This window comes from Paraburkholderia terrae, assembly GCF_002902925.1.
Taxonomy (GTDB): domain Bacteria; phylum Pseudomonadota; class Gammaproteobacteria; order Burkholderiales; family Burkholderiaceae; genus Paraburkholderia; species Paraburkholderia terrae.
Map to the genome: position 1 here is coordinate 838,972 of NZ_CP026112.1, position 20,587 is coordinate 859,558.

Genomic DNA, 20,587 nt, shown 5'->3' on the forward strand with positions numbered 1-20,587 from the left:
AGTCAATATCAACGTCGATCGTCGTTGCGGCGATTTGGTACGGAGAACATCGATGCGTGTGGAAATTTTTGGACCTTATCAGGTCGAGTTGTCTGCTATGCAGTTTATTCATAACGGTGGGTGGGCGGCGTTTGCCGCCGTGCGCAAACTGGATGATGGGGCTGATGTGCCCGTTCATGTTTTGCCTTTCCAGCATGTTGTTGATCACACTGTGTTTGCTACTGAGGCGGCGGCTATTGACGCTGCGCGTGGCGTTGTTGTTGCGGTTATTGGGCCGCAGGCTGTATAGGTTTTTTGCCGTGCGGCGTGGGGGGATTTTTGTTGGCGCTTGAGGTTTGGTTTTTTTGCTTTTGCGCTGGTATCCGCGTTTGCGTTTTCTCGGCGCGGGCGGTTTGGTTTGCTCGTGGTTTTGCTGGCATCCGCGAATTGTTAGCGTGCTTCAGGCGTCGCCCCTGTGCGGGGCGGCACCTACTTTTCTTTGCCGCCGCAAAGAAAAGTAGGCAAAAGAAAGCGGCTAACACCGCGAGCCCTTGTTCTTATCCACGAGCCCCCAACGTCCCCACACTTCACGCGGCAGCATTTCTGTTCGCGTGAGTTGCCAACGCTCTCTCCATACGCATCACCCGCTTCGCGCTCCCGCGTCGCCACGCGCGTGACCAAATTTCCCACGTTCTATAGCGGCAAACTGTGTGTAGGCCATCGCGCCACATATGCCTTACTTCGGACCGAAAGCGCACGCATACCTCCATGTAGGAGCGCTGCCTTGTATGACGGCACGACCTACACACAGTTTGCCGCTATGCGGCCGTGGATATTTCGTATCGTGGGTCAGGGCGCCGGTGCATGAAAAGGGTGAGGCGCTCATTCAGTGCGCTGGCAACATGCGTTGGCTATTTCGTTGCCGTTTGAAGCGAAAGACCCTGTGGGGGCCCTCAGGCAAAGACAAGAATTGGCGGTGTTAGCCGCTTTCTTTTGCCTACTTTTCTTTGCGGCGGCAAAGAAAAGTAGGTGCCGCCCCGCACAGGGGCAACGCCTGCGCCGCGTAGGCGCCACGCGGATGCCAGCGAAAAAGCCCGCGCCGCGAAGAGCAAAAAAACCACCACCAACCGCCGCAAAAAAACCAAAACCCCAAGCGCCAGCGCCAAACCACGACCTTGGGGTTTATCCCCACTAAAAACCTGGCAAAAAAGCTTGCTCAAATACCGGGCTGTAAATACGATATATCACATATCAGGCGTGTTCAAATCCCGGGCAAAAACCCCCCGACATGCGCAAGCAACACATTCAACAATGATGGGAGACGTAGCATGGGCAAGGCACTCGACGGTGTGCGCATTCTCGATTTCACCCACGTGCAATCAGGCCCGACCTGCACGCAGTTGCTCGCGTGGTTCGGCGCAGACGTGATCAAGGTAGAGCGCGCGGGCGCAGGCGACATCACGCGCGAACAGCTGCGCGACATCCCCGACGCGGACAGCCTGTACTTCACGATGCTCAACCACAACAAGCGCTCGGTCACCATCGACACGAAGAATCCCGAAGGCAAGCTCGTGCTCGAGGCGCTGATCCAGAAGTGCGACGTGCTGGTGGAGAACTTCGCGCCGGGCGCACTGGACCGCATGGGCTTCACGTGGGAGCGCATCCAGGAGCTCAACCCGAAGATGATCGTCGCATCGGTCAAGGGCTTTGGTCCCGGGCCGTACGAGGACTGCAAGGTCTACGAGAACGTGGCGCAGTGCGTGGGCGGCGCGGCCTCGACGACCGGTTTCGATGACGGCCCGCCGGTTGTAACGGGCGCACAGATCGGCGACAGCGGCACGGGCTTGCATCTGGCGCTGGGTATCGTGACGGCACTCTATCAGCGCACGATGACGGGCCGCGGCCAGAAGGTGCTCGCGGCGATGCAGGACGGCGTGCTGAACCTGTGCCGCGTGAAGCTGCGCGACCAGCAGCGGCTGGAACGCACGGGTGTCATGAAGGAATATCCGCAGTATCCGAACGGTACATTCGGTGAGGCGGTGCCGCGTGCGGGCAATGCGTCGGGCGGCGGACAGCCGGGCTGGATCCTCAAGTGCAAGGGCTGGGAGCACGATCCGAACGCGTACATCTACTTCATCACGCAGGCACCCGTGTGGGTGAAGATCTGCAACGTGATCGGCAAGGAAGAGTGGGCTACCGACCCCGAGTACGCAACGCCGACCGCACGCCTGCCGCGCCTGAAGGAAATCTTCGCGGAGATCGAACGCTGGACGATGACGAAGACCAAGTTCGAGGCAATGGAAATCCTGAACAAATACGACATTCCGTGCGGCCCGATCCTGTCGATGAAGGAGATCGCGGAAGACGACTCGCTGCGCAAGACGGGCACGATCGTCGAGGTCGATCACCCGGTGCGCGGCAAGTATCTGACGGTGGGCAACCCGATCAAGCTGTCGGACAGCCCGACGGACGTGACGCGCTCGCCGCTGCTCGGCGAGCACACGGACGAAGTGATGGCCGAACTCGGCTATTCGCGTGAACAGATCGAAGCGCTGCGGACAGTCGGCGCTATCTGAAGAATCAAACCCGATTCAAACTCGTGACGCGGGCGTATTCACCGTGTCGGTCGACAAAAAATTTGTGGAGACAGTTTCGATGACATCGTGGATACGCTTCCGGCAGCCGCAAGGTCATATCGGTTTCGGCGTGCTCGACAACGGCAGCATCGCCGAATTCGAGGGCGACATGTTCGGCGAGGCAACAGCGACGGGCAAGCAGTGGCAACAGGACGACGTCGAGTTGCTGAGCCCGTGCCTGCCGACCAAGGTCGTCGCGCTCTGGAACAACTTTCATGCGCTGTCGCAGAAGCTCGGCAAGGCGGCGCCGTCGCACCCGCTCTTTCTGATCAAGCCGCCGATGTCCGTGATCGGCCCTGGCGCGCCCATTCGCCGCCCCAAAGGCTATAGCGGCAAGATCGCCTACGAAGGCGAACTCGGCATCGTGATCGGCAAGCGCTGCACCAATGTCTCGCCCGAAGAAGCGGACAACTACATCTTCGGCTACACCTGCATCAACGACGTCACGGCCGTCGACCTGCTGAACGAAGACCCGAATTTCGCGCAATGGTGCCGCTCGAAAGGCTTCGATACGTTCAGCTGCATCGGCCCCGTGATCGAAACGCAGTTCGACTGGCGCAACGCGAATGTCGTCACGCGTCTCGACGATGTCGAGCGGCAGAACTATCCGATCTCCGACATGATCTTCACGCCGGCCGAACAGGTCAGCATGATCTCGCACGACATGACGCTGATGCCCGGCGACGTGATCGCATGCGGAACGTCGATCGGCGTCGGCTCGATCAAGGACGGCTCGACGGTCGTCGTATCGATCGACGGTATCGGCGCGCTGCCGAATCAGCTCGCCGCCTCAAGGCAGCTCGAGACGGCGGCCTGAAAAGAACACGCACTGAGCATGCAAATGAGAGCCGGACGCGTCATCGCCAATGAGTCGACCATGAATCGACAATGACGATCGCGCGCTGCGTCGCGAGACGCCCGGCTCGATCTCACTGATCACTTCTTGGAATGGGAGCAGATAGATGAAGATCTGTGTTTATGGAGCCGGCGCGATTGGCGCCTATGTCGGCGCGGAACTGGCGCTTGCGGGCGCGGATGTCAGTTTCGTCGCTCGCGGCCCGCATCTTGCCGCGATGCAACGCAACGGCGTGCGTCTGCTGATCGACGATACCGAGCGTGTCGTTAACGTACGTTGTTCGTCGGACCCGCGCGAGCTGGGGCCGCAGGACTACGTGATCATCGCGCTGAAGGCGCATTCGGTGCCGGGCGTCGTCGACGCGATGCAGCCGCTGCTCGGGCCTGAGACGGCCATCGTGACGGCCGTCAACGGTATTCCGTACTGGTACTTCTACAAGCATGGCGGCGAGTTCGCGAACACGACGCTCGAAAGCATCGACCCGGGTGGCACGCAATGGCAGAAGCTTGGACCTGAGCGCGCGATCGGCTGTGTCGTCTATCCCGCCGCGGAGATCGTCGAGCCGGGCGTGATCAAGCATGTGTACGGCAAGAAGTTTCCCATCGGCGAGCCGGACGGCACGCGTTCTCCGCGCGTCGAAGCGCTGTCGCAGATCATGGTCGCAGCAGGGCTCGACGCGCCCATTCGCGACAACATCCGCGATGAAATCTGGCTGAAATTGTGGGGCAATCTGTGCTTCAACCCGATCAGCGCGTTGACGCACGCGACGCTCGATGTCATCACGAGTCACGTCGGCACGCGCGCCGTTGCGAAGACGATGATGCTCGAAGCGAAGTCCGTGGCGGATCGTTTCGGCGTGCATTTCCGCGTGGATGTCGAGCGGCGTATCGATGGCGCGGGCGCGGTGGGCGCGCACAAAACCTCGATGCTGCAGGATCTTGAAGCGGGACGCCCGATGGAAATCGATCCGCTGCTGACCGTCGTGCAGGAAATGGGGCGGCTGGTCGGGCATGAAACGCCGACCGTCGATACCGTTCTCGCGTTGATCAAGCTGCGCGAGCAGATCGCGCAGCAGAAGGATGGCGCGCCAGCGGCAAAGCCAGAACACGCTGCGCCGAGTGCGAAGGCTGCGTAACTGGCCCGGTGCTGCGTTGGCGCATAAAGCGCGGGCTGTCGCACGGCCCGCGCGTCACAAGTCCCATCATCCGACGCAGGCTTCCTCACGCCGGCCAACACTATGGCCGACCCACAGGCCGGCGTCGTAGGCCGCTTCCAGTGCGGCGAGCACGTCCGGATGCTCGTTCAGTTCCTCAATGCCGAGCGCTTCGCGCGCGATCAAGCCAAGCAGTTCGAGACGCTCTTCATAGATGGGGCTTTTCATGGCACCTCCTTCAAGGTTGAAATCGCTGCGGCAGCATTCGCTGGCGTGTCGTGCAAGACACGGCCTTTCTCATTGCCGTTGTAGAGACTGAACATAGGCCGGAAGCAAGCCCGTCAGCGGCAGGAGCGCGATTGCTGCGATCGAAATCGACCTGGAGAGATGCGGTGAGCGCGAATGCGCGTGTTGATCTCTGGCTTCCGTCTCAGGTTGAATCAGTGTGCGATTCAATAGTAGGCAAATGCGGGTTGTCTTGCGCGTGGTCAAGCGCCGCATATCGAAGCACTACTCGAATCGCGTGACAGCAGCGGGTATTCCGGTATTGGAATGAGATCGATGCCGAAGTGGAATGAGCCCGCCATTGTTCGTACGAATGACGGCCTCGATCAGAAGACGTGCATCACGCCGACGTAGGCGCCCGTTTGCGATTCGCCGGGCAACGGGTTCGTGTTCGCGCTGCCCGTCGCATCGCGCGAAGTCGCGAGCAGCGAGAAGTTTGCGTGGCTGCTGTTGCGCATGTAGGCGACCGTGCCGTAGAGGAAAGTGCGCTGGCTCAGGTTGTAGGTGGACCCGAGCACGAACATCGTCGCGTGTCCGGCGGGGTCGTGTGTCGCGTCGCCGGAGCCTTCGCTAAGATGGACGTAGAAGGCCGCCGCCGTCACGGCGAATTGACGCGTGGCTTCCCACGTCGCGCCGAGCCAGTAGTAGTCCGCGCTGTCGGCGAGGCCCGCTGGCGTATCGGGCGCTGCGAGGTGCGTATAGGCGCCCTGAATCTTTACCTTCGATACACGCACATTCGCGCCGACAAAGTATTCGCGCGAACTCGTGAAGACGTTGGTCATGCGCCCATTCACGTCGCGCAGTTCGTCGTAGATGCCGCGCACGTCGAACAGTTGCGAGTGGTACGTGAGCATGATGCCGTCGGAGCGGCCGAACTCGCCGGGCGCGCCTCGGTTGAAGCCGTCCGCCTGATTACCCAACGCGTATTGCCCTTGCACATCGAAGCCGTGAAAAACGGGGCTGTGATACTCGATGTTATTGCTCGTCTGTTGCCAGTTGCGCCCACGCACCAGCGATGCCGACGAGAAAGCCTGCTGCACGAAGGGATCGAATTCCCACACACCGTCGCTATCGATAAACAGGTTCCGGCCTGCCTGAATCTGACCGAAGCGTTTGTCAGCGAGTCCGACATACGCGCGGCGCGAGAACAGCCGGCCGCCGCTCGTCGTGCCGTTCATCACCTGGAGTCCCGTTTCCAGATCGAACACCGACGACATGCCGCCGCCAAGATCTTCCGATCCCTTGAAGCCCAGCATGCTGGTGCCCCAGTCGCCGCCTTCGGCTGTCCAGCTGGAGGTGCTGCCGCCCGAAGGCGTCGCGATGTGATTCAGATACTGGACGCCGCCATCGATGCGGCCATAGAGCGTCACGCTGTTCTGCGCGAATGCGACGGGAGAGGCGAGCGCGAGCAGCGCAGCGAGCCGGGTGCGTGTTTTCATGGGCGTCTCTTCGTATCCTCGATGCGTGGATAACTCGTTATCTGGACGTTGCGCCGGATGGTCACGCGTTATGCATGAATGTGTTCTCGTGTACGCGGCGAATGTCAGTCGGATGCTAGTACTGTTTGAAGAATCGTGCTCGCTATCGCGCAAGACGCTGACTTCTCAGTGATTGCGGGCGCCGCGCGCGGCATCCGTCCCGCCGGCTGCAATATTTTTATCCCGGTCCTACACTCGCGAATGCAACGTCACGATGCGGGACGATAGCGCGTTGCGCGCGTCTTGTCCGCGATCCGTTTATCGCACGATTGAAAGGAAACCAGATGGATCTCAAGATCAGAAACAAGCTTGCGCTCGTAACGGGCTCCACCAAAGGCATCGGTCATGCGATCGCCGTCGGGCTCGCGCGCGAAGGCGTACACGTGATCGTCAACGGCCGCTCGCAGCAATCGGTCGATCACGCCATCGAAACACTGCGCGCACAAGTGCCCGACGCGACCGTGCAAGGATTCGCCGGCGATGTGTCGGACGCGGCGCACGTCGCGCGGCTCGTCGAGCGTTTTCCGCAGGTCGACATTCTCGTCAACAACATGGGCATCTTCGATCCGAAGCCGTTCGAAGAGATCTCCAATGAAGAGTGGCTGCGCTTCTTCAACGTGAACGTGATGTCCGGCGTGCAGCTGTCGCGCGCGTATCTGCCCGGGATGAAGCAGAAGGACTGGGGGCGCGTCGTGTTCATCAGCAGCGAAAGCGGCATCCAGATTCCAACCGAGATGATTCACTACGGCTTGACCAAGACCGCGCAGCTCGCGCTCGCACGCGGTCTCGCCGAAACATGCACGGGCACGGCCGTGACGGTCAACTCGGTGTTGCCGGGGCCGACCAGCTCGGATGGCGTTGAGGAGTTCATCGACAAGCTCTCGGGCGGACAGACCTTCGAGGCATTCGAAAAGCAGTTCTTTGAACAGGCGCGGCCCAGCTCGATCCTCAAGCGCTTCACGACGCCCGAGGAAATCGCGAACATGGTCGTGTTCGTGTGCTCGGAACTGTCGTCGGCGACCAATGGCGCGGCGTTGCGCGCGGATGGCGGCGTGGTGCGCGCGGTGTTCTGATCTTCTGGTCGCTCACGCGGCGCCGCAAAAAGGAACGAGCGCGCCTTATGCGTCTCGCCGGGCGCGCCGTGCCTTTTCCGCCTTCGATTGGCGTGACGCGACGATGTGCGATTGCGCAAATGCCGGCTTGCATCGTCTATTCTGTGCATCATTGCTCTCGCGCGGCATGCGCCAAGGCGTGAACCATGACGACTCGAAAAACGACGGCGAAGGCAACGCGGATTCATATCGGCATTGGCGGCTGGACTTTTGAACCGTGGCGCGGCGTGTTCTATCCGGAAGGGCTCGCGCAGAAGCGTGAGCTGGAGTACGCCAGCCGGCAACTCACGGCGATCGAGATCAACGGTACGTTCTACGGTTCGCAAAAGCCCACCACCTTTGCGAAGTGGCACGACGAAACACCCGACGACTTCGTGTTCGCGCTGAAGGCGCCGCGCTTCGCGACGCACCGGCGCGTGCTGGCGGAAGCGCGCGATTCCGTCGAGCGCTTTGTCGCGAGCGGCGTGCTCGAACTCAAGAACAAGCTCGGTCCGATCAACTGGCAATTCCCGCCAACCAAACAGTTCGATGCCGATGACTTCGGCAGCTTCCTCGAGTTATTGCCCGCGAAGGTCGATGGGCAGACGTTGCGCCATGCCGTCGAAGTGCGTCACGAGAGTTTCTGCGACGAGGCGTTCGTCGCGCTGGCGCGCAAGCATGGCGTCGCGATTGTCGTAGCGGGCGATTCGAAGTATCCGCAGATCGCCGATCCGACGGCGTCCTTCGTCTACGCGCGCATCATGGGCACGGAAGAGGCGAATCCGAGCGGCTACACCAAGAAGGCGCTCGACAAGTGGACCGAGCGCGCGCAGACCTGGGCCGCGGGCGGCGCGCCCGACGATCTCGATACCTATGGTCGCGCCGCGCCCGAGAAGGCGCGCGATGTCTACCTGTTCGTGATCAGCGGGCACAAGGTACACAATCCCGCCGCCGCGATGGCGCTCATCGAGCGGATCAAGGCGGCGCAGTAACAGCGCATCGGCATGACTCAGCGTTCGGGCGCCTCGAGCGTGCAGGACTCGTCGTCAAACGGCGCGATCTCATTCGCCACAGGGCGCAGCGGCGGCTCGAACGCGGCCCACTGCGTCCAGTCGGGCGTCGCGCCCGGCGCTTTCAGGCGAAGTGCGCGCGAGCCGTCGACGAATACGAGCGATTCGAGATCGAAGAGACTCTCTGAAGCGACGCCGCCCGGCGTCGCGCGACCCAGCTGATGGGTGAAGTTGAGATTCCCCTCGCGAAGCAGATCCAGATAGCTGTCGCACTGCGCGGCCGGTGGCCTGACCGTCCACCGGTTCAGCAGCTTTGCGGCGATTTCGGCATCGAACATCGTGATTTCTCCTCGCCTGAGCGACCGCGAGCCCCCATGGGCCGCGGCGGGCTGGTGTCCGCTTCGGGGCGGACTATCCGTCAATAATCAGCGCTTTCGCGGATGCGAAAGACATCTCCACCCACCACTATAGACAAAAATATGGTGCGATGCACAAAGCCGGATTGAGTTTGCGGTCTAATCGTTGTTTTTGGAGTCAATCCGCTTGCGGTGGCGTGGTTAAGTGCTGAACGGAAGCGAGGAGAAGCGTGCGATTGAGAGTTAGATCATGCGATTTGGCTGAACTTACGAGTAACGACCGTGCGCCTTCGATATTGACGTACGGTCGTTCGTACATTGGGGACGCCGAGGCGTGCAGGTCATGCAGCGCCCACAACGCGCGAGAGTGCCGCGCAATTACGCGGCACTGCGCTAATCCAAACATTACTGCGCGGCAGGATGCCCCGCGCCCGTCTGCGACGAACCCGACGTGCCCGCGCCATACGCCGATTCGGCGGCGCGTTTGGCAGCGAGCCGCTGCATCGCGTCCTGCACCTTCGACGGATAAGTCGGGTCTTCGCCACCTCCAGCCTGGTAGCCGACGGACGCGAGATCGGCGAGTTCCTGGCGGACCTGAGCGCGCGTGAGGCGAGTGCTGGGTTCCTGCGCTTGCGTAAGGGCGGGTGCGGCGGCGAGCAAGGCCGCTGCCAACATGGCGACAGCGGCGGCAACTGTGGACTTCAAGACGTTCTCCAATAGCGATCCGAGGATGCCGGCGGTGTTGCATGAGCCGGCAAAACAAGTCTACGGATCGCCCGCGTGGAGAAAAACGGCCGTATCTGGAAGGCAGCCTTCCGTCTCGCAGAACGATGGGGCGTGACGCGCACGAAAAAAGCCCGCCGCGCAGAACGCGGCGGGCTTCGAAACGCAAATCCCGATAGTTGAAGCTGTGACGCTTTAGAAGCGGTGACGCATGCCAATCGTCGCGACAACCTGGTTGGCCGTCGACGACGCGCCGCCCGACGTGTTGATGAACGCGACGTAGTGCTGTCCGATGGCGTGCTGATACATCGCTTCGGCGTACACGTCCGTGCGCTTCGAGAATGCGTAGATGGCCTGCGCATTGACCTGGTTGAACTTCGGATCGGAACCGAACGTCGGCGAGCCGCTGATGTGACCGTCGGTGTAGGTGTCGGTGATGCCGAACGTGATGGCGGGCGTGAACTGATACTTGGCGTTCAGTTCATAGTTGTCGAAGTGCATCGAGCCGTTCGTCATCGCGAACGCGTTGGTTTGCTGATAGTGGCTGTTCGTGTAGACGAAGCCGACCGTCGCGGGACCGAATGCGTAGTTGATGCCCGCGCCGAACACGCGCTCGACGCCCGCGCCGACCTGGAAGCCGCCAATCCCGTTTGCCGCCGATTCAGCCGTATCGACTGCGCCGCCCGTGTTCGTCGTGCTGTTCGAGCCGTTGATCTGCAAATAGCCGGCCGCGACGTTCAACGGACCCCACTGGTAGCTCGCACCCGCGCTGTACGCGCGGTTGATCGCGAAGTCCGTGCTGTTCGAGAACGCGTACAACGCGCCGAACTTGAAGCCCGCGTAGTTGCTGCTCGTGTACTTGACTGCGTTGCTCATCCGGATCGAATGGTTGAGGTTGTCGTTGTCGAACGGGTGAGCGAAGCCCGTGTCGCCGAACGTGCCTGCCGTGCCCGACAGCGGCGCGACGAAGTCGACCAGCGAATCGTACTGACGGCCCAGCGTGAGCTGGCCGTAGTTGGCGCTGGCGAGGCCCACATACGCCTGACGGCCGAACAGACGGCTGTGCTGGCCGAGCGTGCCGTTCTGCACGTTGAAGCCGTTTTCGAGCACGAAGATCGCCTTGTAGCCGCCGCCCAGATCTTCAGCGCCGCGCAGGCCGAAGCGGCTGCCGTTGATGGTGCCGCTCGTCGCCTGAAACAGCGCGCCGCTCGTGCCGCTCTTTTGCACGTTGTTGGTGTACATCAGGCCCGCGTCGATGATGCCGTACAGCGTGACCGAGCTTTGCGCGTGCGCGCCCGTTGCGGCCAATGCGCCGAGCACCGCAACTGCGGCGGGAATTCTTTTCATGGTTGAGCTCCAGCTATTCCAGACAATGAGTGAAAAACAGCCTGGCGAGTATAGGAAAACGCGGGGTCCGATTTAACGCCGTGTTGCTGCAGCAGACTCTTGCGCCATATCGCAGGAAAGAGTCATCAAATCGAAACAATCGCTGGAAAGTTCGCCGTGAAGCGGCGCGCGATCAACCCGCTACGCATGAATTGCGCGGATGAGATTAGCTGGGAGGGGATTTCCGTTTGATGGCAGCGTGCACCGTTTGGGCGAATTACAACAGTCTCAGCCGGCGCTGCACACGATCGCTGTCAGTATGAAAGGCAACACCTGTTTGACGGTTGCTTCGCTGCCCGACTGTTGCACACGCACGCGCACCGACTCCGAAGGACCCGACACGACCACGCCATAGATCGAATCGGCTTCTGCCTTGCCGCTTCCTTGCCGGAAGATCGCGTCGTCGCGCTGATAGCCGAGCACGGCGTAGACGTGAAAGCCGAACGCCGTGAGATCGCGGCCGCGCTTCGGGCGGAATGCGTTGACCGAATTGGATTCGACCCGCATCGGATTCGGGTCGATGTATTCATCGTCGAGCAGCGGCTGAATGAAGGTGTGCGCGTCGGTCTTGCAGACGAGTTGCCCGTCGAGTTCGAGCGCATGCGCGGGTGCGCAGCAGAGTCCCGCTCCGAGGGCGGCCAGCACGGCAATCGAGTGGATGCAATCCTTTGTCATGGAACTGGCGCGAGACCCTGAGCCGGCAGTGGCCGGTCCCTGATGGTAGCCCGAACTTGTCACGCACGTCAGCCATCGTCTGTGCGCTAGCGCGCGATGCCACTATGCGGCCACCCAACGCAACCGTCTCTGAAAGTTGCGCGAGCATGGCGAAGAGGCCGCGCAAAATTGCGCGAAATCAGAAAGCGCGGCTCTCCAGGCTAGCCAACCGTTTATCGCTAAAGCAGATATGAGTATGGGATTTGCTTCGTTGACGCACCCGTACGCTGGCCGTAGATTGACTCCATCGTTGCAACCCTACAAAGAACATTCAGCGTGACAACCACTGTTTCGTCCTCTCAACACGCCGCGCCGCGCGTGCAATCGGCCGGCGCGCGCCGACCGCTCGAAATCGTTCCGTTCAATGCGCCCGTCGGCGCCGAAGTCCTCGGCCTCGATCTGAACCAGCCGCTTTCCGCCGAAGATTTCGCGCGCATTCACCGCGCGCATCTCGACTATCACGTGCTGGTGTTTCGCGATCAGCAGATCACGCCCGCGCAGCACATCGACTTCAGCCGCCGTTTTGGGCCGCTGCAGATTCATGTGCTGCACCAGTTTCAGTTGCCCGGTCATCCCGAAGTGCTGATCGTGTCGAACATTCGCGAGAACGGTCAGCCGATCGGACTCGGCGACGCCGGCCACTTCTGGCATTCGGACCTCTCGTACAAGGAAAAGCCGAGTCTCGGCTCGCTGCTGCACGCGCAGGAACTGCCTTCGGAAGGCGGCGACACGCTGTTCGCGAACATGCATCTGGCGTGGGACACGCTGCCCGAGCATTTGCGCAAGGCCGTCGAGGGACGCTCGGCGGAGCACACGTACCTCGCCAAATATGCGGAACTGCAAAAGCGCAGCCCGTGGCGGCCGAATCTGTCGGCCGAGCAGATCGCCGAAGTGAAGCCCGTCGTGCATCCCATCGTGCGTACGCACCCGGAAACGGGCCGCAAGGCGCTGTTCGTCAGCGAGCATTTCACGACGCATATCGTCGGCCTGCCCGAAGATGAAAGCCGCGAGTTGCTCGAAGCGCTGTTTGCGCATAGCGTGCGCGACGAACATATCTATCGTCATCAGTGGGCGGAGCACGATCTCGTGTTCTGGGACAACCGCTCGCTGATGCATCTCGCGGCAGGCACGCCCGATCATCTGCGCCGCAAGCTGTATCGCACGACGATCGAAGGCAACGCGCCGTTCTGATCCGCGCGCAGTCCTCATTCCCGTTTTCCGACACTCGGAGTTCCGATGCAGTTTTCATTTCGCCCGGCCGCGGCGCGGCCGTCTTTCGCTCGCCGTTTCGTTTCGACGATGCTCGCGTTGTCGCTCGGCGCAACCAGTCTCGGTGTGTCGCTCGACGCGCACGCTGAAGGCCAGATCCGTGTTGCCGAACAGTTCGGCATCGTCTATCTGTTGCTGAACGTCGCACGCGACCAGAAGTTCATCGAGAAAGAAGGGCACAAGGAAGGGCTCGACATCAAGGTCGATTGGGTGAAGCTGTCGGGCGGTTCTGCCGTGAACGATGCGCTGCTGTCCGGCTCGGTCGACGTTGCGGGCGCAGGCGTCGGCCCCTTGCTCACCATCTGGGATCGCACGCACGGCAAGCAGAATGTGAAGGGCGTCGCGTCGCTTGGCAATCTGCCGTATTACCTCGTGTCGAATAACCCAAACGTGAAGACGATTGCTGACTTCACCGACAAGGACCGCATCGCGCTGCCGGCCGTCACGGTTTCGGTGCAGTCGCGCGTGCTGCAGTTCGCGGCCGCGAAGCGTTGGGGCGACAAGGAATACAACCGTCTCGACAAGCTCACGCAAGCCGTGCCGCATCCCGATGCTGCGGCTGCGATCATTGCGGGCGGCACGGAGATTACGGGGCACTTCGGCAATCCGCCGTTCCAGGAACAGGAACTGGCCGCGAATCCGAAAGCGCATATTGTGCTGAATTCATACGACGTGCTGGGCGGACCGAGTTCGGCGACCGTGCTCTATGCGACAGAGAAATTCCGTAGCGAGAACCCGAAGACGTATCGCGCGTTCGTCAACGGGCTTGCCGATGCCGCGCAATTCGTCACGGCGAATCCGGAAGCCGCCGCCGATATCTACATTCGCGTGAATCAGGCGAAGACGGATCGCAATCTGCTGCTCTCGGTGATCCGCAATCCGCAGGTGCAATTCAAGGTCGCGCCGCAAAACACGTTCGCGCTTGCGCAGTTCATGTATCGCGTCGGCGCGATCCGCAACGAACCGAAGTCGTGGAAAGACTACTTCTTTGACGACCCGGCGACGGCGGCCGGAAGCTGACCGCTGCCACATTCGATACACAAAAAACCCGCTATTTCAGCGGGTTTTTTCGTTTCCAGCGCGAATGAAATGACGACGCTAAACAAGATGCGACGGCGGTCATAGCGCGATTTACGGCGCTTATGCATCACAGCGCATTGAATATCTACATTCATTGGTTGGTCTTTGCGGAGGCTCACCGTATGTTGTCGTTTTGCTTATGCGGTGTCGTCATTGTGAAAGTCATTTCGCACGCAGTTCAACTCAAAGGAGCGCGTTAATGGTCGCGAATCCTTCCGTGCTTTTCCCTGAACCTGCCGCGACGCAGGCAAGCGAGCCGGCGCATTCGAGCCGCCTGCTTGCCGTCGATCGTGTGAGCCTCGAATACCGCACGCGCGAGCGCGTGGTGCGCGCCACGCACGACGTCAGCTTCGACGTCTACGGCGGCGACCGTTTCGTGCTGCTCGGCCCGTCGGGCTGCGGCAAGTCGACGTTGCTGAAAGCCGTCGGCGGATTCATCAAGCCTGCCTCGGGCACGATCACGCTCGACGGTGAAACGGTGCGCGAGCCAGGCGCGGATCGCATCGTCGTGTTCCAGGAGTTCGATCAGTTGCCGCCGTGGAAGACGGTGCTGGAGAACATTGCATTTCCCTTGCGCGCGGCAAAGAAGCTGAGCCGTGCAGAGGCGAAAGAACGTGCGCAGCATTATCTCGACAAGGTCGGCCTTGCGCAGTTCGCCGATGCGTATCCGCACACGCTATCGGGCGGCATGAAGCAGCGCGTCGCGATTGCGCGCGCGCTCGCGATGCAGCCGCGCGTGCTGCTGATGGACGAGCCGTTCGCCGCGCTCGATGCGCTCACGCGCCGCAAGATGCAGGAAGAGTTGCTGCGCCTGTGGGAAGAAGTGCGCTTCACGCTGCTGTTCGTCACGCATTCAATCGAGGAAGCGCTGATTGTCGGCAGCCGGATTCTGCTGCTGTCGCCGCACCCGGGGCGCGTGCGCGCCGAACTCAACAGCCACCAGTACACGCAGGACAGCTTGGGCCGCAGCGACTTCCAGCATCGCGTCGCGCAGATCCATCGGTTGCTGTTCGAAGAGACGGAGTCCGCCCGATGAGCACGCCTTCCACCTTGTTGCCGCCCGTGCGGGCCGAATACGAGCGCCCGCTCGAACCCGTCGGCGATCTCGCCGTCGAAGCGCCGTTGCCGCTCGCGCGGCGCCTTGCGAACCAGTCGTGGCTGAGCAAGACGATCATCGCGATCGTGCTGATCGCCATTTGGGAAATCGCTGCGCGCGCAATCAACAACGATCTGCTGCTGCCGACCTTCGGCGCGACGTTCCTGGCATTCGTGCAAGGCATTGTGTCGGGCGAACTGCTGCAGAAAACAGCCGTGTCGATGTCGGTGCTGCTGCGCGGCTACCTGCTCGGTGTCGCGCTCGCGTTCGTGCTGACTTCGCTTGCCGTGTCGACTCGCATCGGCCGCGATCTGCTGTCGATGCTGACCGCGATGTTCAATCCGTTGCCGTCGATCGCGTTGCTGCCGCTCGCGTTGCTGTGGTTCGGCCTCGGCACGGGCAGCCTGCTGTTCGTGCTCGTGCATGCCGTGCTGTGGCCGCTTGCGCTCAACACGTACTCGGGTTTTCGCGCGGTGCCCGCGACCTTGCGGATGGCGGGCCGCAACTATGGCCTGACGGGCTTGCGACATGTCGTGCTGATCCTCGTGCCCGCCGCGCTGCCGTCGATCCTCGCGGGCCTGCGGGTCGGCTGGGCCTTCGCGTGGCGCACGCTGATCGCCGCCGAACTCGTGTTCGGCGCGAGCAGCGGCAACGGCGGACTCGGCTGGTACATCTTCCAGAACCGCAACGAACTCTACACCGACCGCGTGTTCGCGGGACTCGCCGCCGTCATCGCGATCGGCCTGCTCGTGGAACATCTGGTGTTCGACACGCTGGAACGCGTGACCGTGCGCCGCTGGGGTGTGCAGCACTGACGCTGCACCATGACGATGCAACGCCGGCGCTGACAACGCTTACGCCTCGTTCAGCCAGTGCTCGATCAACGGACCCTGTGCGCCGCGCACAGGGTCGCTGTGCGGAAACGGCAGGGTTTCCATCGCGGCGCGTTCCTTCCCCGTCAATGCGTCGCGGCGGATGTCCCATTGCTGGCCCGGCGGATACGCGCCGATCACATTGAGCGGCCCGCTCGACGATTCGAGGCAATGCCCGGTGCCGGCCGGCAGCAGGATCACGTCGCCCGCTTCCAGATGCACGACACGGCCGCCCGGGCCGCCCAAGATCACATCCGCCGCGCCCCCGGCGATTCCCAGCACTTCATGCGCCGACGAATGGAAATGGTGATAGTCGAAGATGCCGTTGCGCCATTTCGGCGGCCAGCCGTTGCGCTGGAACATCGCTTCGAATGCGTCGGCGAGCCGCTCACCGCCGCCTGAGCCGTCGCCGTCGAACACGTCCCGATACAGGATGACGGGGAGATGCGCATTATTCGGCACCCAGTCGCGCGGACCGAGCCGGAATACGTCCGCGTGTACCGCGTCCCTCATATGTGCTTGCATGTCTGCTCCTCGAACTGACGCTGATGCGCCGTGCATGCGAAGCGAAAGACTGCCTCGCATGAGCGGCGCGGACGTCAGGTAAACAGCAAATCCCATTCCGTAGCAATCAGGGCAAAACCGCATCCGAAAAATCTTCAAGCAAACGTTTTCGTGTGCTTGAGGCATTTTTTTTGCGGGCCAGATACATTAAGTTTGCTGTTGCTTACGTCGATATAACGGTTCGAGGCGCAAAACAATCACGGGACGGCACGAGGGCTGATTTATGTGGAATGCCGATCTGTCGGCAGGCGGGACGGGAGCGAAATCGATCGACGAGGCGGCGCGCGCGGTGGAGGCGCTCGGCGTGCCTTGGGCGTGGTATCGCGCGGGCCAGCATCTCGAACTGGTGCGCGAAGGCGCGACGCGCTTCGACTGGCCGCGCACAATCGTGCCCGCGATGCTGCACGACGCCTGCGTCGAGCGCGGCTGGTTCGCGTGGCCGACGGGCCGCAGCGACCTCGCGCTCGGATGGCTGCTCGCGCCCGCGTCGTTCGCATCGGATCCGGCCTTTACCGCGCTCGCACGCGCAATCGGCGAACAGATGCAGGCCGACGCGCTGGTGCGCGCGCAAAACGTGCAGCGCGTGCTGTACGACATCGCGTATCTCGCCAGTTCGATCAGCGAGCGCGGCGAGTTTCTGCAGGCCATCCACGAACGTCTCGGCACGCTGATCGACGCGGAGAACTTCTATCTCGCGCTCTACGACGGCGAAACGGGCGCCGTCACGTATCCGTATTACATCGACCTGATCGACACCGAAGCCGTCGATACAAATCACATGGACATGGTCGACCCCGCGCGCCTGTCACTTACGGGTTACGTGCTCACCACGGGCCAGCCGCTGCTGATCGACGAGAAGGGCATCGTCGACGCGGCCGCGACGGGGCGCTTTTACTGCGTCGGGCACCGGCCGAAGTTCTGGATGGGCGCGCCGCTGAAAAACGCCTCGGACGAGGTGTTCGGCATGGTGACGATGCAGGTCTACGACGCGTCGCGCATCTATAGCGCCGAGGACCGCGCGCTGTTTCTCGTCGTCGCCCGGCACGTGGCGATGGCGCTCGACCGCATTCTGCACCGCGTCGGCCTCGAAGCCGAAGTGGCGCGCCGCACGGCCGAACTGTCGCGGCTGAACGACACGCTGCGCGCGGAAATCGCCGAGCGCGAGCGCGCCCAGCACCTGCAGGCAGCGCTATTCGAAATCGCCGAGCTGTCGAGTCAATCCGTCGATATCGGCAAGTTCTTTCGCAGCCTGCATGCGATCGTCGGCGGGCTGCTGTATGCGAAGAACTTCTATATCGCGCTGTTCGAACCCGCGACGGCGGAAGTGTCGTTTCCGTATTACATCGACGAAACGCAGCACGATGTGCCCATACCTCGTCGCCACGAGCGCGGGCTGACCGAGTATGTGATCCGCCAGCGCGTGCCTTGCCTGCTCGACACCAGCGACGCCGTGCGTCTCGTCGAGGCGGGCGAGATCAAGCTGGACAGCGAGAACATCCGCTTGCGCTCGTGGCTTGGCGTGCCGCTCTTCGACGGCAGCGTGGTGCGCGGCGTGCTCGTCGTGCAGAGCTATTCGTCGAGCGTGCGTTACGACAGGCGCGATCAGGAACTGCTGACCTTCGTGTCGCGCCACATCGATACGGCGCTGTCGCGGCGGCGCGTCGCGGAAGCGCAGCATGCGGCGAATCTCGAACTCGAAGCGCGCGTGCTGGCGCGCACCCAGGAACTCGACGCGGCCAACGCGCGGCTGTTGCACGAGAACTATCACGACGCGCTGACGGGCCTGCCGAACCGCTCGCATCTGTACGAGCGGCTCGAGGCGGCGTGGCATGGCTATAGCAAGCGCGGCGATCCGTTGTCGGTGCTGTTCATCGACCTCGACCGCTTCAAGGTGGTCAACGACAGCCTCGGCCATCTGTTCGGCGATGCATTGCTCGTCGACGTGGCCGGGCGTCTGCGCGAATGCTTGCGGCGCGACGATCTGCTCGCGCGTCTGGGCGGCGACGAGTTCGCTGTCGTGGTGCCGGGCGCGAACCTGCAAACGGTGCTGTCGCTTGCAGAGCGCATTCTTGCGGCCTTCGATACGCCGTTCAACATCGGCGAGCAGACGGTGTTCACGTCATGCAGCGTCGGCGTGGTGAGCGCGGACAGCGCGCATCACCGCGAGCCCGCCGACCTGCTGCGCGACGCCGATGCCGCGATGTACCGCGTGAAGAATCGCGGCCGCGACAGCTTCGCGGTGTTCAACCACCAGATGCGCCGCGAGCTGTCGGATCAGATCGAAACGGAGGGCGCACTGCGCAATGCGCTCAAGCGCGATGACGAGCTGGTGCCGTATTTCCAGCCTATCGTCGATATCGGCAGCGGCCAGCTGGTCGCGCTGGAGGCATTGATTCGCTGGCAGCAGCCGAACGGCGAGGTCTGGGCGCCGGGGCGTTTCTTGCCCGCGGTGGACGGGTTGAAGCTGATCGGTCGTCTGGACATGTATATGCTCACGCGCGTGGCGGAGATTCTCGCGCAGCCGGAGCATATCGACTGGCCGCCCGTGCAGGTGAATCTGTCGAGCTACAGCATCACGCGCCCCGAGTTTGCGGACGAACTGCTTGAGCTGTTGAAGCGTTATGGCGTGCATCCTTCGCGCATTTCGCTCGAACTGACGGAAGGCGCGCTCGTTGCCGAGCCGGACCTTGCGCGCACGACGATGCAAAGCCTTGCGGACAACGGCATGTGCGTCGTGCTCGACGATTTTGGCACGGGCTTTTCTTCATTGAGCTATGTACACCAGTATCGATTCAGCGGTTTGAAGATCGACAAGTCGTTCGTGCTCGAATTGACGCAGAGCGCGCGCAGCCGCGCGATCGTGCGCGCAATCGTGCGGATGGCGGAATCGCTGGAGCTGACGGTGGTCGCGGAGGGTATCGAGGATCAGCCGACGCTCGAACTGTTGCGCACGATCGGCGCAGCGCACGGGCAGGGGTATCACCTGGCGCGGCCGATGTCGCTGGAAGCGCTGATGTCGTCGCCGCTGGCGCCGCGGTCGCGGGCGATGGAGCAGTAGTGCTCCCGGCTGTCTTCTATTCGCGCGGGATGCGGCCCATCAGATAGAACTCGTCGTTGGGGCGCATCGAGATGACGTTGGCCATGCGGTTCGACAGGCCGAAGAATGCTGTAATTGCTGTGATGTCCCAGATGTCGTCGTCGTTGAAGCCGTGCGTGCGCAGGGTGCTGAAATCTTCGTCGATGATGGATGCCGAGTCGCGGCATACCTTTAGCGCGAAATCTAGCATCGCTTTTTGGCGTGGGGTGATGTCGGCTTTGCGGTGATTCACGGCTAGTTGATCCGCTAGCAACGGTTGCTTTTCGTAGATGCGAAGGATTGCGCCGTGCGCTACTACGCAGTAGAGGCAGTTGTTCACGGCGCTCGTTGCGACTACGATCATTTCGCGCTCGCCTTTGGTGAGGCCGCCTTCTTTTAACATCAGGGCGTCGTGGTAGGCGAAGAAGGCACGGAATTCGTCCGGGCGGTGGGCCAGTGTCAGGAAGACGTTTGGGACGAAGCCCGCTTTGGCTTGGACTTCCAGTATCCGCGCGCGGATGTCGTCGGGCCATTCACCCGGGGTCGGGACTGGGTATCGGCTGATCGTAGTTTCTGGCATTGCAGTGGCTCCTTTTCTATATGTCTGCGACGCTGGGTGGTTTGCTTCGGGTTTGCGCTGGCATCCGCGCCGCGGTGTTTGCCGTTCACGCGTCGCCCCTGTGCGGGGCGGCACCTACTTTTCTTTGCCGCCGCAAAGAAAAGTAGGCAAAAGAAAGCGGCTCACACCGCTAGCCCGTGTTCTTGTCCACGGGCCCCCAACGGCCCCACGCTTCACACGGCAGTGCCCTGGTCGGTGCTGGTTGCCAACGCTTCGAATGAGCGCCTCACCCGCTTCGAATACCCGTACTCCGGCAAGCGGCAGCGAATGGTATGTGCCGCCCAGGTGGCAAACTGTGTGTAGGTTATCGCATCGTATAACGTGGCGCTCTTACCGGGTGGGAG

The 20,587-nt window shown here is 61.9% G+C and carries 20 protein-coding genes; 11 read left to right on the top strand and 9 right to left on the bottom strand.

Going from position 1 to position 20,587, the window contains the following annotated elements; genetic code table 11:
* The first annotated feature begins 52 nt into the window (after positions 1 to 52).
* Positions 53 to 289, top strand: coding sequence for a hypothetical protein (locus C2L65_RS19970; protein WP_042311220.1), 237 nt, complete (start codon positions 53 to 55; stop codon positions 287 to 289).
* Between the two features lie 643 nt (positions 290 to 932).
* Here the strand turns inward: C2L65_RS19970 and C2L65_RS45550 are convergent.
* A complete protein-coding gene (locus C2L65_RS45550; RefSeq protein WP_156132344.1) occupies positions 933 to 1,199 on the bottom strand; it encodes a hypothetical protein in 267 nt (88 codons plus the stop codon).
* Positions 1,200 to 1,307: 108 nt separating this feature from the next.
* On the opposite strand from C2L65_RS45550, the gene frc reads away from it, so the two are divergent.
* The 3 genes from frc (at position 1,308) to C2L65_RS19985 (ending at position 4,606) form a co-directional block, all read left to right on the top strand.
* Positions 1,308 to 2,555 (top strand): formyl-CoA transferase, encoded by a 1,248-nt coding sequence (gene frc, locus C2L65_RS19975; RefSeq protein ID WP_042311218.1) that lies wholly within the window; start codon positions 1,308 to 1,310, stop codon positions 2,553 to 2,555.
* Positions 2,556 to 2,634: 79 nt separating this feature from the next.
* Positions 2,635 to 3,432 (top strand): fumarylacetoacetate hydrolase family protein, encoded by a 798-nt coding sequence (locus tag C2L65_RS19980; protein ID WP_042311245.1) that lies wholly within the window; start codon positions 2,635 to 2,637, stop codon positions 3,430 to 3,432.
* Positions 3,433 to 3,577: 145 nt separating this feature from the next.
* Complete coding sequence (locus C2L65_RS19985) at positions 3,578 to 4,606, top strand: 2-dehydropantoate 2-reductase (protein ID WP_007585250.1); 1,029 nt, start codon at positions 3,578 to 3,580, stop codon at positions 4,604 to 4,606.
* 66 nt (positions 4,607 to 4,672) lie between these two features.
* Here C2L65_RS19985 and C2L65_RS19990 read toward each other — a convergent pair whose 3' ends face one another.
* Together C2L65_RS19990 and C2L65_RS19995 are read right to left on the bottom strand one after the other, a co-directional pair.
* Positions 4,673 to 4,852 carry a hypothetical protein gene (locus C2L65_RS19990; RefSeq protein WP_042311216.1) on the bottom strand — a complete coding sequence of 60 codons (180 nt, stop codon included), beginning with the start codon at positions 4,850 to 4,852 and terminating at the stop codon, positions 4,673 to 4,675.
* A 383-nt stretch (positions 4,853 to 5,235) separates the two neighbouring features.
* The gene (locus C2L65_RS19995; protein WP_042311214.1) at positions 5,236 to 6,348 is read right to left on the bottom strand and encodes a porin; all 1,113 of its coding nucleotides are present in this window, start codon (positions 6,346 to 6,348) and stop codon (positions 5,236 to 5,238) included.
* A 323-nt stretch (positions 6,349 to 6,671) separates the two neighbouring features.
* Here C2L65_RS19995 and C2L65_RS20000 point away from each other — a divergent pair, with 323 nt between their 5' ends.
* Positions 6,672 to 7,460 carry an SDR family NAD(P)-dependent oxidoreductase gene (locus C2L65_RS20000; RefSeq protein ID WP_042311213.1) on the top strand — a complete coding sequence of 263 codons (789 nt, stop codon included), beginning with the start codon at positions 6,672 to 6,674 and terminating at the stop codon, positions 7,458 to 7,460.
* Between the two features lie 185 nt (positions 7,461 to 7,645).
* On the top strand, positions 7,646 to 8,470 hold the full coding sequence (locus C2L65_RS20005) for a DUF72 domain-containing protein (RefSeq protein ID WP_042311211.1): 825 nt from the start codon (positions 7,646 to 7,648) through the stop codon (positions 8,468 to 8,470).
* Positions 8,471 to 8,487: 17 nt separating this feature from the next.
* Here the strand turns inward: C2L65_RS20005 and C2L65_RS20010 are convergent, their stop codons facing one another.
* From C2L65_RS20010 to C2L65_RS20025, 4 genes are all read right to left on the bottom strand, one after another.
* The gene (locus C2L65_RS20010; protein WP_042311209.1) at positions 8,488 to 8,826 is read right to left on the bottom strand and encodes a hypothetical protein; all 339 of its coding nucleotides are present in this window, start codon (positions 8,824 to 8,826) and stop codon (positions 8,488 to 8,490) included.
* A 423-nt stretch (positions 8,827 to 9,249) separates the two neighbouring features.
* Positions 9,250 to 9,549, bottom strand: a complete 300-nt coding sequence (locus C2L65_RS20015; RefSeq protein ID WP_042311244.1) for a DUF4148 domain-containing protein — start codon at positions 9,547 to 9,549, stop codon at positions 9,250 to 9,252.
* Between the two features lie 213 nt (positions 9,550 to 9,762).
* Positions 9,763 to 10,914, bottom strand: coding sequence for a porin (locus C2L65_RS20020; RefSeq protein WP_042311207.1), 1,152 nt, complete (start codon positions 10,912 to 10,914; stop codon positions 9,763 to 9,765).
* Positions 10,915 to 11,181: 267 nt separating this feature from the next.
* On the bottom strand, positions 11,182 to 11,628 hold the full coding sequence (locus C2L65_RS20025; protein ID WP_042311204.1) for a hypothetical protein: 447 nt from the start codon (positions 11,626 to 11,628) through the stop codon (positions 11,182 to 11,184).
* A 357-nt stretch (positions 11,629 to 11,985) separates the two neighbouring features.
* Here C2L65_RS20025 and C2L65_RS20030 point away from each other — a divergent pair, with 357 nt between their 5' ends.
* The 4 genes from C2L65_RS20030 (at position 11,986) to C2L65_RS20045 (ending at position 15,927) form a co-directional block, all read left to right on the top strand.
* Entirely contained in the window at positions 11,986 to 12,858 is an 873-nt protein-coding gene (locus C2L65_RS20030) for a TauD/TfdA dioxygenase family protein (protein ID WP_042311202.1), read from the top strand.
* Positions 12,859 to 12,903: 45 nt separating this feature from the next.
* Positions 12,904 to 13,956, top strand: coding sequence for an ABC transporter substrate-binding protein (locus C2L65_RS20035; protein WP_042311201.1), 1,053 nt, complete (start codon positions 12,904 to 12,906; stop codon positions 13,954 to 13,956).
* Between the two features lie 259 nt (positions 13,957 to 14,215).
* Positions 14,216 to 15,052 (top strand): ABC transporter ATP-binding protein, encoded by an 837-nt coding sequence (locus C2L65_RS20040; protein WP_042311199.1) that lies wholly within the window; start codon positions 14,216 to 14,218, stop codon positions 15,050 to 15,052.
* Positions 15,049 to 15,927 (top strand): ABC transporter permease, encoded by an 879-nt coding sequence (locus C2L65_RS20045; protein ID WP_042311197.1) that lies wholly within the window; start codon positions 15,049 to 15,051, stop codon positions 15,925 to 15,927. Before C2L65_RS20040 ends, C2L65_RS20045 begins: the two co-directional genes overlap by 4 nt.
* A 39-nt stretch (positions 15,928 to 15,966) precedes the next feature.
* Here C2L65_RS20045 and C2L65_RS20050 read toward each other — a convergent pair whose 3' ends face one another.
* Positions 15,967 to 16,509 (bottom strand): cupin domain-containing protein, encoded by a 543-nt coding sequence (locus tag C2L65_RS20050; protein WP_042311195.1) that lies wholly within the window; start codon positions 16,507 to 16,509, stop codon positions 15,967 to 15,969.
* 262 nt (positions 16,510 to 16,771) lie between these two features.
* On the opposite strand from C2L65_RS20050, the gene C2L65_RS20055 reads away from it, so the two are divergent.
* On the top strand, positions 16,772 to 19,606 hold the full coding sequence (locus C2L65_RS20055) for a sensor domain-containing phosphodiesterase (RefSeq protein WP_042311193.1): 2,835 nt from the start codon (positions 16,772 to 16,774) through the stop codon (positions 19,604 to 19,606).
* Positions 19,607 to 19,622: 16 nt separating this feature from the next.
* On the opposite strand, the gene C2L65_RS20060 is transcribed toward C2L65_RS20055, so the two are convergent.
* Positions 19,623 to 20,204: a peroxidase-related enzyme gene (locus C2L65_RS20060; RefSeq protein WP_042311191.1), complete on the bottom strand. Its 582-nt coding sequence runs from the start codon at positions 20,202 to 20,204 to the stop codon at positions 19,623 to 19,625.
* Between the last annotated feature and the right edge of the window lie 383 nt (positions 20,205 to 20,587).